The organism is Streptomyces sp. NPDC006140 (genome assembly GCF_040628815.1).
GTDB lineage: Bacteria > Actinomycetota > Actinomycetes > Streptomycetales > Streptomycetaceae > Streptomyces.
Genome location: NZ_JBEXTS010000013.1, coordinates 232214 through 247395, shown reverse-complemented (window position 1 = coordinate 247395; position 15182 = coordinate 232214). Strand labels below are relative to the sequence as shown.

The 15182-nt window shown below is 69.8% G+C and carries 15 protein-coding genes and 3 tRNA genes; 9 read left to right on the top strand and 9 right to left on the bottom strand.

Annotated elements, in window-relative coordinates; translation table 11 throughout:
• The first annotated feature begins 45 nt into the window (after positions 1-45).
• Positions 46-120 (top strand) — tRNA-Asp (locus ABZ386_RS30725).
• 269 nt (positions 121-389) lie between these two features.
• Positions 390-593, top strand: coding sequence for a DUF6274 family protein (locus ABZ386_RS30720; protein WP_351347901.1), 204 nt, complete (start codon positions 390-392; stop codon positions 591-593).
• Between the two features lie 460 nt (positions 594-1053).
• Here ABZ386_RS30720 and bldC read toward each other — a convergent pair whose 3' ends face one another.
• Both bldC and ABZ386_RS30710 read right to left on the bottom strand, forming a co-directional pair.
• Positions 1054-1260, bottom strand: coding sequence for a developmental transcriptional regulator BldC (bldC, locus tag ABZ386_RS30715; RefSeq protein ID WP_003949541.1), 207 nt, complete (start codon positions 1258-1260; stop codon positions 1054-1056).
• 598 nt (positions 1261-1858) lie between these two features.
• Positions 1859-2704 carry a hypothetical protein gene (locus ABZ386_RS30710; protein WP_114253963.1) on the bottom strand — a complete coding sequence of 282 codons (846 nt, stop codon included), beginning with the start codon at positions 2702-2704 and terminating at the stop codon, positions 1859-1861.
• Positions 2705-2956: 252 nt separating this feature from the next.
• Here ABZ386_RS30710 and ABZ386_RS30705 point away from each other — a divergent pair, with 252 nt between their 5' ends.
• Both ABZ386_RS30705 and ABZ386_RS30700 read left to right on the top strand, forming a co-directional pair.
• Complete coding sequence (locus ABZ386_RS30705) at positions 2957-4063, top strand: Glu/Leu/Phe/Val dehydrogenase dimerization domain-containing protein (RefSeq protein ID WP_358966803.1); 1107 nt, start codon at positions 2957-2959, stop codon at positions 4061-4063.
• A 317-nt stretch (positions 4064-4380) separates the two neighbouring features.
• The gene (locus ABZ386_RS30700; RefSeq protein ID WP_114253965.1) at positions 4381-4632 is read left to right on the top strand and encodes a DUF3073 domain-containing protein; all 252 of its coding nucleotides are present in this window, start codon (positions 4381-4383) and stop codon (positions 4630-4632) included.
• A gap of 69 nt (positions 4633-4701) precedes the next feature.
• Here the strand turns inward: ABZ386_RS30700 and purM are convergent, their stop codons facing one another.
• From purM to purS, 7 genes are all read right to left on the bottom strand, one after another.
• Positions 4702-5769, bottom strand: coding sequence for a phosphoribosylformylglycinamidine cyclo-ligase (gene purM, locus ABZ386_RS30695; RefSeq protein ID WP_351347896.1), 1068 nt, complete (start codon positions 5767-5769; stop codon positions 4702-4704).
• A gap of 45 nt (positions 5770-5814) precedes the next feature.
• Positions 5815-7344 carry an amidophosphoribosyltransferase gene (gene purF / locus ABZ386_RS30690; protein ID WP_114253967.1) on the bottom strand — a complete coding sequence of 510 codons (1530 nt, stop codon included), beginning with the start codon at positions 7342-7344 and terminating at the stop codon, positions 5815-5817.
• A gap of 63 nt (positions 7345-7407) precedes the next feature.
• On the bottom strand, positions 7408-8181 hold the full coding sequence (locus ABZ386_RS30685; protein ID WP_358966800.1) for an META domain-containing protein: 774 nt from the start codon (positions 8179-8181) through the stop codon (positions 7408-7410).
• A gap of 58 nt (positions 8182-8239) precedes the next feature.
• Positions 8240-9037, bottom strand: coding sequence for a sterol carrier family protein (locus ABZ386_RS30680; protein WP_356672055.1), 798 nt, complete (start codon positions 9035-9037; stop codon positions 8240-8242).
• A 94-nt stretch (positions 9038-9131) separates the two neighbouring features.
• Positions 9132-11390 (bottom strand): phosphoribosylformylglycinamidine synthase subunit PurL, encoded by a 2259-nt coding sequence (gene purL / locus ABZ386_RS30675; protein ID WP_358966796.1) that lies wholly within the window; start codon positions 11388-11390, stop codon positions 9132-9134.
• Entirely contained in the window at positions 11387-12067 is a 681-nt protein-coding gene (gene purQ / locus ABZ386_RS30670) for a phosphoribosylformylglycinamidine synthase subunit PurQ (RefSeq protein WP_351347887.1), read from the bottom strand. The genes purL and purQ overlap by 4 nt, the downstream gene beginning before the upstream one ends.
• Positions 12064-12327, bottom strand: coding sequence for a phosphoribosylformylglycinamidine synthase subunit PurS (purS, locus tag ABZ386_RS30665; RefSeq protein WP_010045045.1), 264 nt, complete (start codon positions 12325-12327; stop codon positions 12064-12066). The genes purQ and purS overlap by 4 nt, the downstream gene beginning before the upstream one ends.
• Before the next feature lie 268 nt (positions 12328-12595).
• Here purS and ABZ386_RS30660 point away from each other — a divergent pair, with 268 nt between their 5' ends.
• From ABZ386_RS30660 to ABZ386_RS30640, 5 genes are all read left to right on the top strand, one after another.
• Positions 12596-12913: an Lsr2 family protein gene (locus ABZ386_RS30660; protein WP_351347885.1), complete on the top strand. Its 318-nt coding sequence runs from the start codon at positions 12596-12598 to the stop codon at positions 12911-12913.
• Positions 12914-13046: 133 nt separating this feature from the next.
• Positions 13047-13118: transfer RNA gene (locus tag ABZ386_RS30655), tRNA-Gly, on the top strand.
• A gap of 80 nt (positions 13119-13198) precedes the next feature.
• Positions 13199-13271: transfer RNA gene (locus ABZ386_RS30650), tRNA-Gly, on the top strand.
• A 129-nt stretch (positions 13272-13400) separates the two neighbouring features.
• Entirely contained in the window at positions 13401-14372 is a 972-nt protein-coding gene (locus ABZ386_RS30645) for an ABC transporter ATP-binding protein (RefSeq protein ID WP_351347883.1), read from the top strand.
• Positions 14369-15172 (top strand): ABC transporter permease, encoded by an 804-nt coding sequence (locus tag ABZ386_RS30640; RefSeq protein ID WP_351347881.1) that lies wholly within the window; start codon positions 14369-14371, stop codon positions 15170-15172. Before ABZ386_RS30645 ends, ABZ386_RS30640 begins: the two co-directional genes overlap by 4 nt.
• Positions 15173-15182: the final 10 nt, after the last annotated feature.

The following is a 15182-nucleotide window of genomic DNA, read 5'->3' as shown; positions in this document are numbered from 1 at the left end:
CAGTCTCTTCTCGCAGCGCAGCACAAGAAAAGCGCCGCGAAACCTGGTCCTGTGGAGCAGTTTGGAGTGCTCGCCACCCTGTCAAGGTGGAGGCCGCGGGTTCAAATCCCGTCAGGACCGCAAGAAGCCAAGGCCCGCACCCCGCGAGGGGCGCGGGCCTTGTCGCATGCCCGGCGGAGGCCGCGCCCGCGGCGCAGCCGCCATCGGATACAGCACATCCCGTCAGGACCGCATCGCAAGAGCCCGGATCTTCGGATCCGGGCTCTTTTTTCACGCGCTCTGACTTCGAAGAAGCCCCCTGGGCCCCCTCACGCCGTCTTGACGCCCCCTCATTCCCTAGGTACCCCAGAACCAGGGCCGTTCCCGGTACGGCCCCCTGGAGGTGGCGTATGGCGGCATCGGCTAGGCACGAGACGCGGGCCCTGCTCCGCGCGCACCTGGCGGCCGCGTCGTCGTACCGGCATCTCACGCGACACTGCCCGATCTGCCACCACCTGCTGCGGCTCGCGATGGAGTCGCCCCCGCGTGCCGCCCGGGCCGCGGCCCCGGCCACCGAGGAGACCGTCCAGGGCGAGAGCCCCGCGCCCGCGTGAGCGCCGGCGGCCTCAACACCCGCGCGGACAGGGGGCGCTGGAGCCGCAGGCTCCTCTACCGCACGGTCGCCAGGACTAACAAGCCGCTTGGTATGTGACGGGTGTCACCGCATGAGTTCGGGAAAGTGCGGTACTTACCCGCCTCCTACAACAGGTCAATTTAATATGTGCAATTGCACCCCACTCCGGGCGCCGCACACAGGGGATCCGACACCCCTCCCCAGACTCCGACAAGGCCGCTCACAGCAAGGCCGGCACACCCACAGTCGGCACACAAAAAAGATCGCGCTGGACCCGGCGGAGTCCAGCGCGACCGACGACGCACCCTGTTACGTGCCTACAAAGCTCTGACCGGCTTGGGCGTGGGGCCTGTTGGGGCAGGACCCGCGTCGCTTGGAGCTGTGGTTCCGGACGTCACGGCCAGTGGGGGACCGGCCGGTTTGCCCGGTTATTCAGTTGTTCAGGCCTCGCTGCGCTGCTGCGGAATGCCCGCGAGCAGAGCGCGGACCTCGGCCTCGCGGTAGCGGCGATGCCCGCCGAGCGTGCGGATCGACGTGAGCTTGCCGGCCTTCGCCCACCGCGTGACCGTCTTGGGGTCGACGCGGAACATGGTGGCGACCTCAGCCGGGGTCAGCAGCGGCTCGGCATCAGGGGTGCGAGCGGTCATGAGCGGCCTCCTCGGGAGAACCGAACCTTCTCGGTTCTTTCCTCTAAATTCTGCACCTTGACCCGCGTTGCCCGAAATGGCGGACGCGAGTCGAGTCGGTTATAGGACGAACGGCTTGTCCTCGGCACTACAACTACACCATCTGTCCAGCCGCGTCGGCCAAACCGATGGAATTGCCCCTCCAGGTGTTCATCAGCGACGGAAGCCGATGGACCATGCCATAGCGGACAGTCACGCCACTGTGACGATCAGTCACAGGACGATCAGGAGTCACCAGACCCCCCAAAGCGTGCAATGCTGAGATTCCGCCCATAGTGCAGCACTACGGGACGGAAGGAGCCCTCCCCGGACTCCTTGTCCTATTTTGGCATGAGGAGGGGCAAGGGGCGCAAGGGCCACGTACGTGTAGTCCGTCACGCTTGGCCTACTTGAGAGGTACGCCCGGATCGGGTCCTACGTCCCTTGCTGACGAAGCCTCAGGAAACGCACAGTCCGCTTCAGGAACTCGGTGCGAGGACGAAACCCCAAATCGGGCGGTTCGTCAAACGTCAGTTCGTTACCGACCACGAGCGGTCCGTACGGAACGCGAGGTCAGAGGTCAGTTCGCCGACCGCAGATCCCGCACGGAACGCCACCGCTCCACGAGCCGGGCGTACGCCGCCCCCGCGGCCGTGCCGTCGCCCCGGCGCAGGGCGGCGATGCCCTCGGCCACGTCCGCCGCCGAGTGGTCGTCCTCCAGGGCGCCGGCCGGCAGGGCGTGCACCAGGCCGCCGTAGTCCAGCTCCACGAGCGAGCGCGGGTGGAACTCCTCCAGCCAGCGCCCGACATCCATCAGGCCGTCGATCAGCGGCCCCTCGTCCATGGCCTCCCGCAGGGCCCGCAGGCCCCGGGCCACGCGCCGCCGGGCCTGGACCATGGGCGTGCGGTAGCGGAGCACGGGCGGGCTGTCGACCGAGGCGCCCTTGTCGTACTCGCGCTCCTCGTCGGAGACGAGCACGAACCAGTTGATCGGCACCTGCCAGGTCGCCGTACGGATCCACGGCCGGGCGTCCGGGTTGATCGCCAGCCAGCGCTCGTAGTCCTGGGCGGCCTGGCGGCGCAGGACGGGCGGCAGGACCGCGTCCAGGACCGGCGGCGGCAGCTCCTCCGAGAGCTCCTCCAGGGCCAGCCAGCCGCGCAGCCGGGTGCGCCAGGGGCAGACGCAGACGACCCCGTCCACGTCGAGCACGAAGGCGTCCTCGCTCTCGTGCACCGGCACCGGGACCGGCGGGGTGGGCGCCAAGTCGGCCAGGGCGCGCCGGAGTTCGTCCTGGTACGAGGGGCGGTCCGGGCGGCGGGCGTAGCGGGCCCAGTGGCCGCGCTCCGGCTCGGGGAAGGCGGCCAGCGGTTCGTACACGCGCAGATAGCTCGCGTAGGGGACGATCACCGAGGACACCTTGGGCACGCCTGCTCCCTCCCCCGCGCACCGCCGTGAAAACCTGCGGAGCCCACTCACGATCGCGCGGGAAATCTATGCAAATCGTCGCACGGCTGTACTCCGGTCGGAGGTGATCCTGTGCACGGTGCGGTCGGCGGGCCGAACAGGCTCTAATCTCATACTCAACAGTCCCCGCCACCTTCCCCCACAGCCAAAAGCGCGGGGGGACCCCACGGGAGCTGGTCTCCACCCGCCGCAACTTACTCAGGAGTCACCACAGTGACCGACGTAACCGGCGCACCTGCTGATGTACTGCACACCCTGTTCCACTCGGACCAGGGGGGTCATGAGCAAGTCGTCCTCTGTCAGGACCGCGCGAGCGGCCTCAAGGCCGTCATCGCCCTCCACTCCACCGCCCTGGGCCCCGCGCTCGGCGGTACGCGCTTCTACCCGTACGCGACCGAGGCGGAGGCCGTCGCCGACGCGCTGAACCTCGCCCGCGGGATGTCGTACAAGAACGCCATGGCCGGGCTCGACCACGGCGGCGGCAAGGCCGTGATCATCGGCGACCCGGAGCGGATCAAGACCGAGGATCTGCTGCTGGCGTACGGCCGGTTCGTGGCCTCGCTCGGCGGCCGGTACGTCACCGCCTGCGACGTCGGCACGTACGTCGCCGACATGGACGTCGTGGCCCGCGAGTGCCGCTGGACGACCGGCCGCTCCCCGGAGAACGGCGGCGCCGGGGACTCCTCCGTCCTCACCGCCTACGGCGTCTACCAGGGCATGCGCGCCTCCGCGCAGCACCTGTGGGGCGACCCCACCCTGCGCGGCCGCAAGGTCGGCATCGCCGGTGTCGGCAAGGTCGGCCACCACCTGGTCGATCACCTGCGCGACGAGGGGGCCGAGGTCGTCGTGACGGACGTGCGCGAGGAGGCCGTGCGCCGGGTCCTCGACCGGCACGCCGAGGGCGTGACGGCGGTCGCCGACACCGAGGAGCTGATCCGGGTCGAGGGCCTGGACATCTACGCCCCGTGCGCGCTCGGCGGGGCGCTGAACGACGACAGCGTGCCGGTGCTGACCGCGCGGGTGGTCTGCGGCGCCGCCAACAACCAGCTCGCCCACCCGGGCGTGGAGAAGGACCTCGCCGACCGCGGGATCCTCTACGCGCCGGACTACGTGGTGAACGCCGGCGGCGTCATCCAGGTCGCCGACGAGCTGCACGGCTTCGACTTCGAGCGGTGCAAGGCGAAGGCGTCGAAGATCTACGACACGACGCTGGCCATATTCGCACGTGCGAAGGAAGACGGTATTCCGCCGGCTGCCGCGGCCGACCGGATCGCCGAGCAGCGGATGCACGACGCGGCCCTGGCGCGCCGGGCGCGCTGACCCCCGAGCGACCGGAACCGCCTCCGCGGTTTCGCACGTTTGGCCGGTACCCGTCGGTGGGCAGTTAGAGAGAACTCTCACTTCTACCGGCGGGTCGACCGCCGATAAGTGGTTAAAATCGCGGTTGACCAGCGAGGACGGGGCGCCTCGAAGGTCCTGGGCGCGGGCACGTCATGCGGGCGACGTACCGTATGGGCGCGGGCTCAGGTACCGTGGAAGCCCTACGGACCGGTCTCTCTACGGAGAGTCCGTGCCGGACCATGAACGCGTGTCAAGACTCTGGGGCCGTCGAGCCCCGTCGTTGAGGGGGTCGAGCCATGGGGCGCGGCCGGGCCAAGGCCAAGCAGACGAAGGTCGCCCGCCAGCTGAAGTACAACAGCGGTGGGACTGACCTCTCACGCCTGGCCGAGGAGCTGGGCGCATCGACGTCGAATCCGCAACCGCCGAACGGCGAGCGGTTCGAGGACGATGAGCACGACGACGACCTGTACGCACGGTACGCCGACCTCTACGAGGACGACGACGAGGACGAGGACGGCCAGTCCCCGCAGCATCGTCGCGGCGCTTGACCTTGCACTGAGCACTTGCCCGGTCGGTGACCTCGGTCACCGACCGGGTTCTGTGCTGCCTTCGGGTCCTCAGTCGGCGTAGTCACCGATCAGGGCGGCACCCGTGGTGTGCTCGCCCCGCTCCGTGATCTCTCCTGCCACCCAGGCGTCCACGCCGCGGTCGGCGAGGGTCGCCAGGGCCACCTCGGTGGACTCCTGGGGCACGATCGCGATCATGCCGACGCCCATGTTCAGGGTCTTCTCCAGCTCCAGGCGCTCGACCTGACCCGTCTTGCCGACGAGGTCGAAGATCGGGGCCGGGGTCCAGGTGGAGCGGTCGACGATCGCGTGCAGGTCGTCCGGGATGACCCGGGCCAGGTTCGCCGCGAGTCCGCCGCCGGTGACGTGGCTGAAGGCGTGCACCTCGGTGGTGCGCATCAGGGCCAGGCAGTCCAGCGAGTAGATCTTCGTCGGCTCCAGCAGTTCCTCGCCGAGGGTGCGGCCGAGTTCCTCGATGTGCGCGTCCAGAGCGAGGCCCGCCTGGTTCAGCAGGACGTGCCGGACGAGGGAGTACCCGTTCGAGTGAAGACCGGAGGACGCCATGGCGATCACCGCGTCACCCGTCCGGATACGATCCGCGCCGAGCAGCCGGTCGGCCTCCACGACGCCCGTACCGGCGCCGGCGACGTCGAAGTCGTCCTCGCCCAGCAGGCCCGGGTGCTCGGCCGTCTCGCCGCCGACCAGGGCGCAGCCGGCCAGCACACAGCCCTCGGCGATGCCCTTGACGATGGCGGCGACCCGCTCGGGGTGGACCTTGCCGACGCAGATGTAGTCGGTCATGAACAGCGGCTCGGCGCCGCAGACGACGATGTCGTCCATGACCATGGCGACCAGGTCGTGGCCGATCGTGTCGTAGACGCCGAGCTGCCGGGCGATGTCGACCTTGGTGCCCACGCCGTCCGTGGCGGAGGCGAGCAGGGGTCGCTCGTAGTGCTTGAGCGCGGAGGCGTCGAAGAGGCCGGCGAAGCCGCCGAGGCCGCCGAGGACCTCGGGGCGCTGGGCCTTCTTCACCCACTCCTTCATCAGCTCGACGGCGCGGTCGCCCGCTTCGATGTCGACGCCCGCGGCTGCGTAGCTGGCACCAGTTGTCTCAGACATGGCTAATGAGAACCTTCGTGTCGTACAGCAGGTAGTGCGGACCGTCTACGGACGGCGGATCGCGTCGGCGGCGGCCGTGGCGGCCGGGCCGGCGGCCAGCTCCGTCTCCAGCAGCTGCTTGCCGAGCAGCTCGGGGTCGGGCAGCTCCATCGGGTACTCGCCGTCGAAGCAGGCGCGGCACAGGTTCGGCTTGGCGATGGTGGTCGCCTCGATCATGCCGTCGATGGAGATGTAGGCCAGGGAGTCGGCGCCCAGGGAGGTGCCGATCTCGTCGATCGTCATGCCGTTGGCGATGAGCTCGGCGCGGGTGGCGAAGTCGATGCCGAAGAAGCAGGGCCACTTCACGGGCGGCGAGGAGATCCGGATGTGGACCTCGGCGGCGCCGGCCTCGCGGAGCATGCGGACCAGGGCCCGCTGGGTGTTGCCGCGCACGATCGAGTCGTCGACGACGACCAGGCGCTTGCCCTTGATGACTTCCTTCAGCGGGTTCAGCTTCAGGCGGATGCCCAGCTGGCGGATGGTCTGCGAGGGCTGGATGAACGTACGGCCCACGTAGGCGTTCTTCACCAGGCCGGCGCCGAAGGGGATGCCGGAGGCCTCCGCGTAGCCGATGGCGGCGGGGGTGCCGGATTCCGGGGTCGCTATCACCAGGTCGGCCTCGACCGGGGATTCCTTCGCGAGCTTGCGGCCCATCTCCACCCGGGAGAGGTACACGTTCCGGCCGGCGATGTCGGTGTCCGGGCGGGCCAGGTACACGTACTCGAAGACGCAGCCCTTGGGCTTCGCTTCCGCGAATCGGGAGGTGCGCAGGCCGTTCTCGTCGATGGCGACGAACTCGCCCGGCTCGATCTCGCGGACGTAGGAGGCGCCGCAGATGTCGAGGGCGGCGGACTCGGAGGCGACGACCCAGCCGCGCTCCAGCCGGCCGAGGACCAGCGGGCGGATGCCCTGCGGGTCGCGGGCCGCGTACAGGGTGTGCTCGTCCATGAAGACGAGGGAGAAGGCGCCCCGGACCTGCGGGAGGACGCTGTGGGCGGCCTCCTCGATGGTCAGCGGCTTGCCGTCCTCGTCCGTCTGGGCCGCGAGGAGCGCGGTGAGCAGGTCGGTGTCGTTGGTCGCCGCGACGCGCGGGGTGCGGCCGCCCTCCTGCTTGGGCAGGTCGGCGACCATCTCGGCGAGCTGGGCGGTGTTGACGAGGTTGCCGTTGTGGCCGAGCGCGATGGAGCCGTGCCCGGTGGCGCGGAACGTCGGCTGGGCGTTCTCCCAGACGGACGCGCCGGTGGTCGAGTAGCGGGCGTGTCCGACCGCGATGTGTCCCTGGAGGGAGCCGAGGGAGGTCTCGTCGAAGACCTGGGAGACCAGGCCCATGTCCTTGAAGACGAGGATCTGTGAGCCGTTGCTGACCGCGATTCCCGCGGATTCCTGGCCTCGATGCTGGAGGGCGTAGAGCCCGAAGTACGTGAGCTTGGCGACCTCTTCGCCCGGAGCCCAGACACCGAAGACGCCACAAGCGTCCTGGGGGCCCTTCTCACCGGGGAGCAGGTCGTGGTTGAGTCGTCCGTCACCACGTGGCACGTCATCGAGTGTAGGCGAGGTCGACCACTGGTCCGAATTGGGGATACCGGACTTTCCGGTGGATCACCGCCCGGCGACGGCTCGCACACTCGTGCCGTTTTCGCTGGTCAGGGTGAGGGTTTGGTGATCAACTCGATACTTGGCCGTCCCGTCGAAAAGTCGCAGGAGCTTCTTCTCGTCGGCCATGAGTGAGTCTTCGCACATCATTCGGGTCGTCGCCGGAGGGCCGAGGGTGATATGGCCGTCGCGGACCGTGGCCTTGGCGTTGACCTTGTTGCAGCCGAGGCTGCCGGCGACGGTGCCCTTCTTCTCGTCGAAGGTGAGGTGGGCGCGGTCGCCGGCCCTCGGGGTCGTGACGGTCCACTTGGTGCCGGCCAGCGGGGCGTCCTCGGCCTTCGTCAGGCGGACGGTGTCCCCCTTCTCGGTGGTGAGGGTGAGGCGGTCGCCGTCCACCCGGGCCTTGAGTTCCTGGTCGGAGAGTGCGCGCGCGAGGGTCTCCTCGAACGCCATGGGCTTGTTCTCGCAGGCCATCTCGGTGGCCATGGTCTTGCCGAGCCGGATGCGGTCGCCGTCGACGGTGGCCTCGGCGCCGAAGGTGTTACAGCCGAAGCTGCCCTCGGCCCGGCCCCGGTCGATGGTGACGTGGGCGCCGGTGGGGGCGCGGTGGGTGGTGCCGTCGGCCGTGACGCTGTCGACGTTCCACCGCAGGCCGGTCACCGGCTTCCCGGCATCCACCGAGGCGCTGCCGCCGTCCGCCTTCTCGCTGCCGCAGGCCGCAAGGAGCGGGACGAGCATGGCGGCGGCCGTCAGGGTCATGCGCTGCTTCTGCCTGTCCATGCCACTTCGACGGGGGACCTGGGGGGATCGGTTCCCCTTATGTCATCAGGGGCAGGTGTTATCTCATCAGGGGCAGGTGGGCCGACAGATCCGCCCGCTCTCCGCTCGCGCTGACCTTGGCGTCCTCCACCGCCCGCGCCCAGGCCACCCGCCCGGTCGCCAGCCGGATCCAGGTCAGCGGGTCCGTCTCGACGACGTTGGGCGGGGTGCCGCGGGTGTGCCGGGGCCCCTCCACGCACTGCACCACCGCGTACGGCGGCACCCGCACCTCGGTCGAGCCGCCGGGGGCCTTCACGGCGAGCGCGTCGGCCAGCAGCCGGGTGCAGGCGGCCAGGGCCTGACGGTCGTAGGGGACGTCCAGGCCGGGGACGGCGGCGTTGAGGTCGTCGGTGTGGACGACGAGTTCGACGGTGCGGGTGACGAGGTAGTCGGCGAGGGTCATGGCGCCGGTGCGCGCGGCGAGGACGCGGGTGCCGGGGGCGGCCGCGAGCTTCTCGGCGAGGCGCTCCTCGGTCCTGTCGTACAGGGTGTCGAGGTCGGGGTTGGCCTCGGCGAGCTGCCGGGTGCCGTCGTCGATGTCGGCGGCTCGGACGGCGGTGGCGAAGGGCCAGTCGAGGAGGCCGAGTTCCGGTTTCGCCGGCTCGTCGCGGTCGAGGTTGCGGCTGACGGTCTCCACGGCCATGGTCACGTGGGCCGCCAGCTCCCGGACCGTCCAGTCGCCGAGCCTGGTCGGCAGGGCGAGCTGCTCGGGGGTGAGGGTGCGGACGGCCTGCCGCACGTGCCCGAACTGGGCGAACACGGCCGCCTGGATCTTGACGGGGTCGTAGCTGCGGGTGCGCTTCTTGGCCGGAGGCATGGGGGTCAGCCTAGATCGGCGGCGGGCAGGTTCTTCTGCCGAGGCATGGCGAAGCCCCCGCCCGGCGGCCGGGCAGGGGCTTCGGCGTGGGTGGTTACGCCAGCAGGGCCGGGATGGTCCCCTCGTGCGCCTCGCGCAGCTCGGACAGGGGGAGCGTGAACTCGCCCTGGACCTCCACCGTGTCGCCGTCGACGACACCGATGCGGGTGGCCGGGAGGCCCCGGGCGCCGCACATGTCGGTGAAGCGGAGCTCCTCGGAGCGCGGCACGGCCACGATCGCGCGGCCCGCCGACTCGGAGAACAGGAAGGTGAAGGCGTCCAGACCGTCCGGGACGATCAGGCGGGCGCCCTTGCCGCCCAGCAGGGCCGACTCGACGACCGCCTGGATCAGACCGCCGTCGGACAGGTCGTGCGCGGAGTCGATCATGCCGTCGCGGGAGCCGGAGATCAGGATCTCGGCCAGCAGGCGCTCGCGCTCCAGGTCGACCTTGGGCGGCAGACCGCCGAGGTGGTCGTGGATCACCTGGGACCAGGCCGAGCCGCCGAACTCCTCGCGCGTGTCACCGAGGAGGTAGAGCAGCTGGCCCTCCTCCTGGAAGGCGACGGGCGTGCGGCGGGCGACGTCGTCGATGACGCCCAGGACCGCGACCACCGGGGTCGGGTGGATGGCGGCCTCGCCCGTCTGGTTGTAGAGCGAGACGTTGCCGCCGGTCACCGGGGTGCCGAGCTGCTGGCAGGCGTCGGCGAGACCGCGCACGGCCTCGGCGAACTGCCACATCACCGCCGGGTCCTCGGGGGAGCCGAAGTTCAGGCAGTCGGAGACGGCGAGCGGCTTGGCGCCGGTGGTGGCGACGTTGCGGTACGCCTCCGCCAGGGCCAACTGGGCGCCGTGGTACGGGTCGAGCTTGGCGTACCGGCCGTTGCCGTCGGTGGCGATGGCGACGCCGAGGCCGGTCTCCTCGTCGATCCGGATCATGCCGGAGTCCTCGGGCTGGGCGAGGACGGTGTTGCCCTGCACGAACCGGTCGTACTGGCTGGTGATCCAGGACTTGGAGGCCTGGTTCGGGGAGGCGACCAGCTTCAGGACCTGGTCCTTCAGCTCCTCGGACGTCTGCGGGCGGGGCAGCTTGTTCGCGTCGTCGGCCTGCAGCTCGTCCTGCCAGGACGGGCGGGCGTAGGGGCGCTCGTAGACCGGGCCCTCGTGGGCGACCGTGCGCGGGTCGACGTCGACGATCTTGCCGCCGTGCCAGTAGATCTCCAGGCGGTCGCCGTCGGTCACCTCACCGATGACGGTGGCGATGACGTCCCACTTCTCGCAGATCTCCAGGAAGCGGTCGACCTTCTCCGGCTCGACGACCGCGCACATGCGCTCCTGCGACTCGCTCATGAGGATTTCCTCGGGCGAGAGAGTCGAGTCACGCAGGGGTACGTCGTCCAGCGTCACGCGCATGCCGCCCGAGCCGTTCGAGGCGAGCTCGGAAGTGGCGCAGGACAGGCCGGCCGCGCCGAGGTCCTGGATGCCGACGACCAGCTTCTCCTTGAAGGCCTCCAGGGTGCACTCGATGAGGAGCTTCTCCTGGAAGGGGTCGCCGACCTGGACGGCGGGGCGCTTGGAGGGCTTGGCGTCGTCGAAGGTCTCGGAGGCCAGGATGGAGGCGCCGCCGATGCCGTCGCCGCCGGTGCGGGCCCCGTACAGGATGACCTTGTTGCCGGCGCCGGAGGCCTTGGCGAGGTGGATGTCCTCGTGCCGCATGACGCCGATGGCACCGGCGTTGACCAGCGGGTTGCCCTGGTAGCAGGCGTCGAAGACGACCTCGCCGCCGATGTTGGGCAGGCCGAGGCAGTTGCCGTAGCCGCCGATGCCCGCGACGACGCCCGGCAGGACGCGCTTGGTGTCGGGGTGGTCGGCGGCGCCGAAGCGCAGCGGGTCGACGACCGCGACCGGGCGTGCGCCCATGGCGATGATGTCGCGGACGATGCCGCCGACACCGGTGGCCGCGCCCTGGTAGGGCTCGACGTACGACGGGTGGTTGTGCGACTCGACCTTGAAGGTGACCGCGTAACCCTGGCCGACGTCCACGACACCGGCGTTCTCGCCGATGCCGACGAGCATCGCGTCGGACTCGGGGGCCTTCTCGCCGAACTGGCGCAGGTGCACCTTGCTGCTCTTGTAGGAGCAGTGCTCCGACCACATCACCGAGTACATGGCCAGCTCGGCGCCGGTCGGGCGGCGGCCGAGGATCTCGACCACGCGCTCGTACTCGTCCTTCTTCAGGCCCAGTTCGGCCCAGGGCAGCTCGACGTCGGGGGTCGCGGCCGCGTGCTCGACCGTGTCCAGAGGCGTCCGGCTCATGCGTTGACCAGCTTCTTGAGGATCGAGGTGAAGAACGGGAGGCCGTCGGTGCGACCGGTGCCGACCAGCGGCTCGACGGCGTGCTCGGGGTGCGGCATCAGGCCTACGACGTTGCCGGCCGCGTTGGTGACGCCCGCGATGTCGTTGTTCGAGCCGTTGGGGTTGACGTCCAGGTACCGGAAGGCGACCCGGCCCTCGGCCTCCAGCGCGTCCAGCGTGTGCTGGTCGGCGACGTACTGCCCGTCGATGTTCTTCAGCGGGATGTGGATCTCCTGGCCGGCGGTGTAGTCGCTGGTCCAGGCCGTCTCGGCGTTCTCCACCCGCAGCTTCTGGTCACGGCAGATGAAGTGCAGGTGGTTGTTGCGCAGCATCGTGCCGGGCAGCAGGTGGGCCTCGGTGAGGATCTGGAAGCCGTTGCAGATGCCGAGGACCGGCAGTCCGGCCTTCGCCTGCTCCAGCAGGGGCTCCATCACCGGCGAGAAACGGGCGATGGCCCCGGCGCGCAGATAGTCGCCGTAGGAGAAACCACCGCACAGCACCACGGCGTCGACCTGCTTGAGGTCCTTGTCCTTGTGCCAGAGGGCGACGGGCTCGGCGCCCGCGAGCCGGATCGCACGCTGCGTGTCCCGGTCGTCGAGCGAGCCGGGGAAAGTGACGACGCCAATACGAGCGGTCACTTCACGGCCTCCGCGACTTCCTCGACCCGGACCGTGAAGTCCTCGATCACGGTGTTCGCGAGGAAGGACTCCGCAAGATCGTGAATGCGGGCGAGGGCGGCCTCGTCGACCGGCCCGTCAACTTCCAGTTCGAAACGCTTTCCCTGGCGGACGTCCGAGATCCCCTCGAAACCCAGCCGCGGCAGTGCGCGCTGCACCGCCTGGCCCTGGGGGTCGAGGATCTCCGGCTTGAGCATGACGTCGACTACGACGCGTGCCACTGGCACTCCCGGTGTGTGGTGCTGAGCAGGTTCCTTCAGACTACCCGCACAAAATTTCTACGCGCGTCGACTTGTAGGAAGCTACGTGACCGTCATCACGATCCGGCATCGACGAGCACACACGCGAAAATTTCCGGGAAAGATTCCGGATCGACACCCGAAACCTATTGCGTTCGGCCACGCGAAAGGATTTAGTCGGGCTTCGCAATGCATTGTCGGGCACTGTACAAATAAATTGGGCAAGTGCCACAGGAAGGGACCGATATTCGTGGCGCAGAAGGTCGTGGTCACTCTCTTTGACGACATCGACGGCTCGGAAGCGACGGAAACGATCGCCTTCGGACTGGACGGCAAGTCGTACGAGATCGACCTGAGCGAAGTCAATGCCGGTGAACTGCGGAAGGCGCTCGCGCCCTACGTCGAGGCCGGCCGCAAGCGGTCCCGCTCGGGCCGGGCGTACCGGCAGACGGAGGTCGCCCCCGACCCCTCGGCCGTGCGCGCCTGGGCCCAGGCCAACAAGATGGACGTCCCCGCGCGCGGGCGGATCCCCAAGAGGGTCTACGAGGCGTTCAGCGCCGCGCAGTGACGGCCCCCGGGCCCCGCACCGACGACCGGTCACCGGCCCCTCGCGGCAACCGACTTGCGCAGCACCCCCGCTGATCAGCTAGAGTCTGGAGCACGCCGAGGGGCACGGCCGAAAGGCCCAGCTCACGGAACATGCGGGTGTAGTTCAGTAGTAGAACATCCCCCTTCCAGGGGGAAGGCGCAGTGTGCGATTCCTGTCACCCGCTCTGCATCGCCGTACCGACCACTGATGTGGATCAGGTAGGCTGGTGCTCGCACCGGTCAGTGAAAGCTGGTCGGGAGCAATGCGGACGTAGCTCAGTTGGTAGAGCGCAACCTTGCCAAGGTTGAGGTCGCGAGTTCGAGCCTCGTCGTCCGCTCGGGAAATGAGACCCCGGTCCTTCTGGACCGGGGTCTTTTTGTGCTCCAGGGGCCCTCCTGACATTTGTCATGCCGAGTGATGACAGCCCGCACTGCTCCCGTCCCCCTGGCGACGGGACGATTGAGCCATGGAAACCAACGGACACGAACACGTGATTGAGGTCACTGACCTGCGGCGCGTGTACGGGGGCGGGTTCGAGGCAGTAAGCGGAATCAGCTTTTCCGTACGGCGCGGGGAGATCTTCGCCCTGCTCGGCACCAATGGCGCGGGCAAGACGTCGACCGTCGAACTGCTGGAGGGACTCGCGCCGCCGGCCGGCGGGCGGGTACGGGTCCTCGGGCACGACCCGTACACCGAGCGGGCCCTCGTACGCCCCCGCACCGGCGTGATGCTCCAGGAAGGGGGCTTCCCGTCCGAGCTGACCGTCGCGGAGACCGCGCGGATGTGGGCGGGGTGCGTCAGCGGGGCCCGGCCTCCGGCGGAGGTCCTGGCGCTGGTCGGGCTGGAGCCGAAGGCCGGCACCCGGGTCAAGCAGCTCTCCGGCGGACAGCGCCGCCGGCTGGACCTGGCGCTCGCCCTGCTCGGCGACCCCGAGGTGCTCTTCCTGGACGAGCCGAGCACCGGACTGGACGCCGAAGGCCGCCGCGACACCTGGGAGTTGGTGAGCGCGCTGCGCGACGGCGGTACGACGGTGCTGCTGACCACGCACTACCTGGAAGAGGCCGAGAACCTCGCCGACCGGCTGGCGATCATGCACGAGGGACGGATCGCCGTCACCGGGACACCGGCCGAGGTGACCGCCACGCAGCCGTCGCGGATCTCCTTCGAACTGCCCGAGGGCTACTTCGTCGGCGATCTCCCGCCGCTCGGCGAGCTGGGCGTGACCGGCCACGAGACCGACGGCCGGACCGTCCGGCTCCGCACCCATGAACTGCAGCGGTCCGCCACCGGGCTGCTGATGTGGGCCGAACGGGCCCGGGTGGAGCTGCGCCGCCTGGACGTGCGCTCGGCCTCCCTGGAGGAGGCGTTCCTCGGGATCGCCCGGGACGTCTCCACGGGCCGGACCACGGGAACGACGACGAAGGAGTACGCGGCATGAGCGCCACGCAGACGACGCCCCGGCCGGCCCCGGCGGCGACGACCCCGCTGAGCCGGATGACCGCTCTCGCCCGCGCCGAACTGACCCTGCTCGGGCGGACCAGGGGCGCGCTCGTCGCGGCGCTGTTGGTGCCGCTGGTGATGCCGGTCAGCGTGCGGTCGGCGGCGGAGGAGATGGACCTCGCCGGGACGGGGCTGAACACCGGCACCCTCGTGCTGCCCGCCGCGGTCGGCTTCTCCCTGCTGTTCGCCGTCTACTCGGTGCTCGTCGGCGTGTTCGTGGTCCGCCGTGAGGAACTCGTCCTCAAGCGGTTGCGCACCGGCGAGCTGCGGGACGCCGAGATCCTGGCCGGCTCGGCGCTGCCGGCCGCCCTCACCGGGCTCGCGCAGTGCCTGCTGCTGACGGCGGGCTGCGTCGCCCTGCTGGACCTGACCGCGCCGTCGGCGCCCCATCTGGTCGTGCTCGGCCTGCTGTCGGGGCTCGTGATGTGCGCGGCCCTCGCCGCGGCCACCGCGAGTTTCACCCGGACCGGCGAGAGCGCCCAGGCCACGCCCATGCCGCTGCTGCTGGTCTCGATGATCGGCTCCGGCATGTTCTGGCCGCTTGAGCTGATGCCGGACCGGGTGGCCTCCGTCTGCGAGCTGCTGCCGCTGACGCCCGTGGTCACGCTGGTGCGCGGCGGCTGGGCCGGGAACCTCTCCGGGTACGAGGCGCTGGGCGCTCTCGCGACCGCGATGGCCTGGATCCTCATCGCGGTGTTTGCTGTACGGCGGTGGTTCCGCTGGGAACCGCGGCGCTGACCGAAGGGGG